Origin of the sequence: Moorena sp. SIO3B2, from assembly GCF_010692525.1 — a bacterium.
GTDB lineage: Bacteria > Cyanobacteriota > Cyanobacteriia > Cyanobacteriales > Coleofasciculaceae > Moorena > Moorena producens.
Window position 1 is genome coordinate 1 of the sequence record NZ_JAAHHE010000273.1, and the last position, 8,365, is coordinate 8,365.

General features: G+C 42.9%; 10 protein-coding genes. 6 read left to right on the forward strand and 4 right to left on the reverse strand.

Annotated features, from left to right (window positions below; all coding sequences use genetic code 11):
- Nucleotides 1–387 precede the first annotated feature (387 nt).
- From F6K38_RS30785 to F6K38_RS30795, 3 genes are all read left to right on the forward strand, one after another.
- On the forward strand, nucleotides 388–987 hold the full coding sequence (locus F6K38_RS30785) for a hypothetical protein (protein ID WP_008187516.1): 600 nt from the start codon (nucleotides 388–390) through the stop codon (nucleotides 985–987).
- 206 nt (nucleotides 988–1,193) lie between these two features.
- Nucleotides 1,194–1,334, forward strand: coding sequence for a hypothetical protein (locus F6K38_RS30790; RefSeq protein ID WP_287358865.1), 141 nt, complete (start codon nucleotides 1,194–1,196; stop codon nucleotides 1,332–1,334).
- A gap of 376 nt (nucleotides 1,335–1,710) precedes the next feature.
- Nucleotides 1,711–2,028: a site-specific integrase gene (locus F6K38_RS30795; protein WP_287358867.1), complete on the forward strand. Its 318-nt coding sequence runs from the start codon at nucleotides 1,711–1,713 to the stop codon at nucleotides 2,026–2,028.
- A 188-nt stretch (nucleotides 2,029–2,216) separates the two neighbouring features.
- On the opposite strand, the gene F6K38_RS30800 is transcribed toward F6K38_RS30795, so the two are convergent.
- Complete coding sequence (locus F6K38_RS30800; RefSeq protein WP_008187514.1) at nucleotides 2,217–3,128, reverse strand: Rpn family recombination-promoting nuclease/putative transposase; 912 nt, start codon at nucleotides 3,126–3,128, stop codon at nucleotides 2,217–2,219.
- 321 nt (nucleotides 3,129–3,449) lie between these two features.
- Between F6K38_RS30800 and F6K38_RS30805 the strand changes: the two genes are divergently transcribed.
- The 3 genes from F6K38_RS30805 (at nucleotide 3,450) to F6K38_RS30815 (ending at nucleotide 4,591) form a co-directional block, all read left to right on the forward strand.
- Nucleotides 3,450–3,758, forward strand: a complete 309-nt coding sequence (locus F6K38_RS30805; protein ID WP_008187513.1) for a hypothetical protein — start codon at nucleotides 3,450–3,452, stop codon at nucleotides 3,756–3,758.
- A gap of 25 nt (nucleotides 3,759–3,783) precedes the next feature.
- A complete protein-coding gene (locus F6K38_RS30810) occupies nucleotides 3,784–4,080 on the forward strand; it encodes a hypothetical protein (protein ID WP_008187512.1) in 297 nt (98 codons plus the stop codon).
- Between the two features lie 376 nt (nucleotides 4,081–4,456).
- Nucleotides 4,457–4,591 (forward strand): hypothetical protein, encoded by a 135-nt coding sequence (locus F6K38_RS30815; RefSeq protein WP_267872068.1) that lies wholly within the window; start codon nucleotides 4,457–4,459, stop codon nucleotides 4,589–4,591.
- A 2-nt stretch (nucleotides 4,592–4,593) separates the two neighbouring features.
- Here the strand turns inward: F6K38_RS30815 and F6K38_RS30820 are convergent, their stop codons facing one another.
- The 3 genes from F6K38_RS30820 to sufC all read right to left on the reverse strand — a co-directional run bounded on the left by F6K38_RS30820 (nucleotide 4,594) and on the right by sufC (nucleotide 8,124).
- Nucleotides 4,594–5,856 (reverse strand): SufS family cysteine desulfurase, encoded by a 1,263-nt coding sequence (locus F6K38_RS30820; protein WP_287295574.1) that lies wholly within the window; start codon nucleotides 5,854–5,856, stop codon nucleotides 4,594–4,596.
- Nucleotides 5,857–6,010: 154 nt separating this feature from the next.
- A complete protein-coding gene (gene sufD / locus F6K38_RS30825; protein ID WP_287295575.1) occupies nucleotides 6,011–7,336 on the reverse strand; it encodes a Fe-S cluster assembly protein SufD in 1,326 nt (441 codons plus the stop codon).
- On the reverse strand, nucleotides 7,336–8,124 hold the full coding sequence (sufC, locus tag F6K38_RS30830; protein WP_070392943.1) for a Fe-S cluster assembly ATPase SufC: 789 nt from the start codon (nucleotides 8,122–8,124) through the stop codon (nucleotides 7,336–7,338). Before sufC ends, sufD begins: the two co-directional genes overlap by 1 nt.
- Between the last annotated feature and the right edge of the window lie 241 nt (nucleotides 8,125–8,365).

Below are 8,365 nucleotides of genomic sequence, written 5' to 3' on the forward strand. Positions count from 1 at the left end.
ACAGCTAGTAGAAAACTTGATGCAGGTAAAACTCTCTGGGACAAAGCTAAGCCTATCCTTCTTAAAGTGGCAGATTGGTTCGGTGCTGCTGCTGCTTCACACATTATAGGTTTGTAGAAGTGACTGCGATCGCGCCTATAAGCCTACAAACGAAAAGCGTTGCCTAGAGGGGCTTTAACAGTGCGGGGGCGGAACAAAATGATACACGTATTAGTAGATTCACAATTGGCCGACGAAATCCCTGAAGCTACTGATAATAAAGGTTTATAGCGGTTGTCGTCCGGCTACAACTAGGGTAGAATGAATACGATAAGCGACCGCAGCTGTTTTTGTGCGAAAGGGCTGCGATCGCTGAAAAAGTGAACCGAAATGTAACAAGATCGTAACATGGTCAAAAGATTTGTGAAACATGCCCTAGTTCCAGTGGGCAAGAAAACTCTTGATGGATTTCGAGCTACTGATAACTGGCTATATGTACTTTCCCAAACTCAGGCGGCTGAAACCATTGGGGAAAATGAAAGGAACTTCCGCGAATTCTTGAAATCAAAATGGTTCAAAGATATATGGGGAGAGGAATTCACGCCCGCGATTTTTGAAATAGATCCCTCTAGTCGATGGAGGGGACAAAGTCGCATTAATGGAATTCCGTTGGATATCAATGTCTTGTACTGGACGTACCGGACATCCAAAGGAAACAAAGAAGCATTGAAGTTAACCTCTGCTTTGGCAGGTGACTCTTTGAAGGATCGGTTTCGACTGGCCTTCGGTGATCAAGTAATCACGATAGCTGAGCGAAATAAAGAAATGACTCAGTATGTAGAACGACTGGAAGCAGTTGAAGCCGAGAACAAGCGGCTCAAGACGGACTTGCAGTGGTTGAGTGAAGATTATGCCCAGGATGACCACAAAGATGTAGAAATCAAACGACTGCGGCGAATCCTGCGTCTTAACTGCATCGACCCTGAGGCTCCCGAAAATTATATTTAAAATCGATTAGCCTCAAGACAACCCATCACACTCCATTACCTCTTCCCGTACGCCCATGCGGGATTTTTTGTGCAGATTTTTTCACTTTGTGATTTTAGATCCCGTTACCAAGACGCTATCCCTAGCCAAATCGCACCCACATTGTATTGACTCGGGTACACCCAAACTGTTCAATAAATAGGCATGGGTGTATTGAGGCGTGGGGTATGAAAATCGACCGCCATGGCCAGGCAAAGATTTTAACCGCAGAGGAAATCCAACTGTTGTTTAATGAAGGGGCAACCCTTAACCCGCCACGAGACCGGGCGCTGTTTGCTGTGATGCTTTACCAAAAATTTTGGGTCTAAAGCCCCGTCCTTACAGGACGGCTTTTTTTTTGTTCGCCTTTGGCGGCTCCAAAGGAGCATCTATGTATTGACAGTTTTCCTGCACCGTGTTAATATAAAAACATAACAAAAAAACAATTAATGTTCTAGATAAACATGATCTTGAATAAGTAGACAATGCAAAAAACATGTTAAGAGATAATCATGTTGCATAATCAAATCTAACGATTTGAACGTCTATGAAAGTCTAAGATCAAAAAAAATGTTCATCTAAATTTGTTGTTAACTATTTTAGGTACGGTGGGGCACACCGAAACCTAGGTCATAGACCAAATACGCTTGTGGAGAGGAGACCTCTATTTTTCCTGGCTCCGGCCTGGTTAAACAAGTCACCTCGTTGAAGCAAGAATCCCCGTCCTTCCAGGGCGGGGAGTGTCAAACCGCCTGTCGGGTCAACGAAGCCGTGACCTTAAGAATAAGGGATGTCTTAGATCGCTTTGGTTCCGTGCGCCCCGTGGTTCTATTCAGGAAAGGCAATACAAAGGGTAAGCTTGCCACCCGAACCATCCCGGTACTAGAAGATCTGCGGAAACACTTAACGAACTACCACCCTCCGAAATGGGCAAACTATCTATTCCCTGGGAGGCATGGCAAAGGACATATCACCCCAGATGCCGCCAGCAAAATACTTAATTCATTAAGATTTTGCTTGTAACAAACAGGTCTTATGCTCGCCCTAGCGCCGTTACCGGGATGGCAGTAACTGGAAAGTGAGTGATTGTCTCGTTAATCTTTACTTTTGTGGCTTCTGACAAGGAAAATTACCGGTACTTCAGTTCGCCTATCTAAGCAACAATTTTTCGCAAAAACCCAGGAATTTGTAGCTCTTGAAGCAATTTAAACCTACAACCGATCAATCTCATCCATACTCAACCCCGTATATTGGGCAATATCCTGAGCGGATAACCCTGCCGCCTTCATCTGCTTAGCAATCTGCTGTTTTTCTTCCTGTCTACCTTGTTGTCTACCTTGTTGTCTACCTTGTTTTATACCTTGTTTTATACCTTGTTCTATACCTTGTTCCAGAGTTTCATCAATTAAGGTTTGGGTAACATTGTACATATCCCGGTAGACCTTCAGGCTATCCTGATACAGCGCTTGCTCCCTAGATGAGAAATTGGCAATCTCTGCCACATCAAATAGCTGGGCAAACACATCGTCTTGCAACGGTAATGGGGGTTCATTCAACTGGGCTAGGTGTTTAAATAGAAATAACCACTTGTCAAAATGGGACTCCAACTCATCAAGAGACTTGGTAAATTTCGGTAGCTCAACATAAATAAATTTGAGCTTATCGTAGAACACTTCACAGTGCTGATTTTTCAACTCCACCACATGTAGCAGTTCCGAATCGTGCTTGTGGTCATCAAATACAAAATCTAGGATGCCAACCGTATAAACTGCTGTAAGCTCATAGTTCCAAAATCCCTGTTGTGCCTGTTCTTGGATCGGGAAAGTAGAATAATAGACACTTCTATCCTTAAACAAATTTTGCTTGGCCTTCTGCATTTCTACGATGAACCGTTCACCAGTCTCGCTCTGACAATAAATATCAAAAATAGCCCTTCGATCCACTAAGGTATTGCCCAAAAACTCGGGATTTTTAAAGGTGACATCCTTCAGCTGATGATGGGGAGGCAACAGAGTATTCAAGAAGTCGATTAGCAGTGCCTTATTTGGCTCAGTGCCAAAGACACGTTTAAACCCGAAATCTGTGAGCAGGTCAATGTATTTATCTGGCAGCGGGAAAACCATATTAAAATGCTTTGATAGGGAGTCGGGAGTCGGGAGTCGGGAGTCGGGAGTCGGGAGTCGGGAGTCGTGAGTCGGGAACTTCTGATTAGAAATTATAACAATTCCTACAGGGATTGCTATACTATATACCAAACGCATCTAAATTATAGAAGCCTTACTCAGAAGCGATGCAGTGCGGTCTTTGGGGTTTCCCCCATGAGCAACTGCATCAAGACAGAGATTTGACAATTAATAAGCATAAATACTTATCGTATTAATCTCATATCCAGTAGGCATTTCAAAATAAGATGCATTTACTGTGGTGAGTTTTAGGAGGTCAAAATGCCATTACCGATCGCAGCCATAGTAGTTGCAGTAGCAACACCAATTCTTATTAATAAGGGTTTGGAAATCAAGGAAAAAATTGAAGAAAAAGTTAGTGATGAGGAACTTGATAAAATTGAACCAATATTATCGAAATTAGGATTAACCAGGGAAGAAATATTAGCTCTAGATACTGAAAAAAAAATATCTAACCAAGTAAAAGCTCGACTTGATAGACTAGATAAAAGGATACAAGATGAAATAATTCAAGAATTACAAGATTGCTTAGATCAAGATGAATATTTTGAGATTGATTATAAATATTAAATTTTAAAATAAATAAGTAACTAAAATGTTTAATAAACAATGGAATACAGAGTATGAGGGAAATATAATATCAGTTTTAAACACTTGGGGAATAATAAATTTTAGTCTAAAAACAAGTGAGGCAAAACTTTATATAAATGGTGAAAAACAAGATGAATGTAACCATATGCTAGTTATGGGAAAAGAACCAATCATGCAAGGAAAAATTGATCTAGGAAATGGTATGTATAAAATAGTCAAAGTATATATGAAATCTGGCTTATTTTCAGTACAAACTAAAATTTGTATAGATGATATTCAAATTGGTGGTGATAGGTTTTAAATAACTTTATGGAAATCCCTATAAATTCTAACTATAGATTTCCATAACATTGCCTAAAAGGGTACAAACTAGGCAATGTTGTGATTTGTATTTGCAGCATGGGCTTTAATACAAGAAGTCGCTAAGGGATGTGATTTTACCATCAAATGTTATGATCTTTGTTTGCGATCGCTATATATACTTAAGAAGCTTAAAAATTAAACAGGGTAGGCATTGCCCACCCTATTTATAGCGCTTCTCATAGCTATGAGGTACACATAATTTGGCGTTGCTGATTCTCAGTATGGTTTCGCCCCCCTAGCCCCCCAATTCTGGGGGGAAAAACTCTCAAAGTCCCCCAGAATTGGGGGACCAACGGGGGCTTTAATAAAACTAGATGATCGCGCATTCATTCCTTAATTCAGCAACGCCCATAATTTTTCCCCGATTCCCGATTCCCGATTCCCGATTCCCGATTCCCGATTCCCGATTCCCTAAAACCCAAAAATTTGTACCTGACCCAAATTGCTAGATTCACTCCATAGCACTTCTGAAAAACTCAATTGTTTCTTTCAACGCCACAATAAATCGATCAATCTCTTCAAAAGTATTATAAAAATACAAACTGGCTCGTGCTGTACCAGTTACTCCTAAACGATGGTGCAAGGGTTGAGTACAATGATGTCCAGAACGAATTGCTACACCGTCTTGATCCAACAGGGTAGATACATCACTAGCATCCAATCCTTTAACATTAAATGTTGCTAAGGCTGCCCTACCTTTACCATCTATTGTTGGTTGGGGACCATACATGATTAGATCGGGAATTTCCTGCAACTGCTTAAACAAATAAGCGGTTAATTCTTCTTCATAGCTATGGATAGTATCCATACCCAAGCCAGTCAAATAGTCTACTGCGGCACCAAGTGCGATCGCTTGAGCAATGGCTGGTGTCCCTGCTTCAAATTTATGGGGTAAATCCCCATAGGTGGAGTGATCCAGAAATACTTCGGCAATCATTTCACCACCACCTAAAAATGGAGGCATGGCTTGGAGTAAGTCTAGTTTTCCATACAGAAAGCCAATCCCGGTGGAAGCACACATTTTATGACCCGATGCCACTAGCCAATCACAATTCATCGCTTGGACATCAATGGGCATATGGGGGATACTTTGGCAAGCATCAATCATTACCCTAGCGCCATAGTCGTGTGCGATCGCAATAATTTCGTCTACGGGATTAATACATCCCAAGGTATTGGAAACATGAACCACACTTACCAGTTTGGTTTTCTCAGAAATTAGCTGTCGGAACTGTTGTAAATCAAACTCCTGAGTCTCGGTCAATCCCACATACTTTAGTACGGCTCCAGTTTTCTGAGCAATAATTTGCCAAGGCACCAGATTGCTGTGGTGTTCCATAACCGAGAGAATAATTTCATCTCCCTGGCGCAGATTTTCCAAACCCCAGCTGTAAGCTACTAAGTTAATCGCTTCCGAAGCATTGCGGGTAAAAACAATCTCTTGTCGTGACTGGGCATTTACAAAACTAGCTACCTTATCCCGTGCCCCCTCATAACCGTCTGTCGCTCTAGTGCTAAGGGTATGGACACCTCGGTGAACATTAGCATTGTCCATTTCGTAGTAGTGGCGCAGTGCATCCAGTACTACTACCGGTTTCTGGGCAGTAGCCGCATTATCGAAGTAAATCAGCGGTTTACCGTTAACCTCCTGGTGCAAAATAGGGAAGTCAGCCCGGACTTGATCAGCAATGGTTTTTTCTTGAGTTAAGGTCATGTTACTGTTGAACGTTATTCCGTTCCCGTTTTGAACTGATGGCTATAGGACTTATGCATTTGCCCCCTAAATCCCCCGAGCGAGCAATCCCTCGCTCGGGGGACTTTGACATCATTACCACCCAATTTTGGGGGGCTAGGGGGGCGAAATTCACTTAACCGCGTAAGTCCTGGACTGTTTCCGAAAGTCTTTGCCTAAGAGAAGCTAGGGGAATTTGATTGAGTATTTCTGCTACAAACGCATCAATCAACAGGTTACGGGCATCGGTTTCCTTTAGTCCACGACTTTGCAAATAGAAGACTTCATCCGCTTCCAGCTGACTGACTGTAGCACCGTGGGAACATTTGACATTATCAGCTGTAATCTCCAACTGAGGCTTGGTATCAACTCTAGCCTTGGGCGATAGCAACAAATTGCGATTCAACTGAGCTGCATTGGTCAACTGGGCTGCTTGAGGAACAGAAACCTTACCATTAAACACTGCATGAGCACTACCATCTATAATGCACTTTTGCAGCTGATTACTGATCCCATTGGGATGATTCAACATCACCGCACTATGAGTATCTGCCAACTGTTGCTCACTAATCGCGGTTAAGCCATTTAGAATCGTTTCGGTCCCCTCACCCATCTGAAACACCTCCAGAGTATGGCGAGACAACTTCCCCCCAAAGGCTATGCCATGGCAACTATAAAAACTATTCCGAGCTTGTGCGATCGCACTCTTGCCGACATGGAAAGCCTGATTACTTTCCCCATCAACCCGGATATGAGTCACCCTGGCATTCTCCCCAACCCATACCTCGGTCACGGAATTCGTCAAATAAACACCCTGAGCGCTCGCCTCTTGGCCATGGCAATACTCTTCAACTAAACTCAGCTGACTACCAGGCTCCGCCACCACCAAACAACGGGGCTGAAAAAGCCTAGGCACCCCATCAGCCATGGAAACAAACAGCAGATGAATGGGAAGCGTTACCTCAGCATTCCTTGGCAACCAGATCACCGCCACATCAGTCAAACCAGCGGTATTGAGCAGCGTAAACACATCGGTTACGCCCTGGTGCTTGCCCAAATAATCAGCAATTCGACTCTGATACTCTGATGGCAACTCAGCCAAATTCCCTAAAAACACCCCTTCAGGCAATCCAGCCACAGAGGATAGCTCAGGGGCATAAATTCCATTGACAAATACTAATCGGCTGTTCATCGCCTCTGGCAAAACTACCGGACTAATATCCAAGGTGCTTGTATCAAAAGCTAAAGCAGCCTCAAAGGTCTCCTGCAACAGTGGCGACAAATCCGTAAACCGCCATTCCTCATCTTTAGTGGTAGGAATTGCTAACTCCTGAGCAATCCCCCTAGCGTGGTTACTTAGCTCTTGTAACCAATCCATCTCAACCGGATTATCCTGGCGACATTGCTCTAGCAGTGCCGACAAATAAGAAACCTCCCGTTTTACAGAAACTTCCATAGTCATCAGACACTCACCTCAGCAGTCTCGTCTTCCAGCACCCAGTCATAGCCACGGGATTCCAACTCTAGAGCCAACTCCTTACTACCAGTCCTGAGGATACGACCATCTGCCATTACATGAACAAAATCCGGCTCAATATAATTCAGTAAACGTTGGTAGTGAGTAATCAATATCATGGCATTCTCAGCACTTGCCAATTGATTCACCCCATTGGCCACAATCTTGAGAGCATCAATATCCAAGCCAGAATCTGTTTCATCCAAAATCCCCAGTTTCGGTTCTAGAAGTGCCATTTGCAGAATCTCATTCCGCTTCTTTTCTCCTCCAGAGAAGCCTTCATTGAGACTACGCTCTAGAAAGCTGGGATTCATTTTAACAATTTCCAGCTTTTCTTCAACTAAATCCTCAAAATCAAATGTATCAATTTCTTCCAATCCCTTGTGCTTGCGACGGGAATTGTAAGCCACCCGCAAGAAATCTAAATTACTGACACCAGGAATTTCCAATGGATACTGAAACGCCAGAAATACCCCAGCCAAAGAGCGTTCCTCCGGCTCCATTTCTAAGAGATTTTGCCCTAAAAAACTTACCTCGCCTCCCGTTACATCATAGGCTGGATGACCTGCTAATACCTTAGACAAAGTACTCTTACCAGAACCATTTGGCCCCATAATCGCATGGATTTCTCCAGCTTTCACTTCCAGATTCAATCCCTTCAGAATCTGGTTACCATCCACATCTGCCGTCAAATCCCGAACAGACAATATTATTTCACTAGTTTCACTAATCATTTCTACTTGAAATTAAATGCTTTATCCCAGAAGTATTGTTAACAGGTTTAATGTTTAAGGTTAGCAGGTTTAATGTTGAATGTTGAATGTTATTAGGTTTAATGTTGAATGTTATTAGAGGTTGTCTGAGAAGTCTCATTTGCTACATCCAAGCCCCCGTTGGTCCCCCAATTCTGGGGGACTTTTAGAAGCAAATTGACTCTTGTTCCCCCCAAAGTTGGGGGGTCAGGGGGGCAAAATT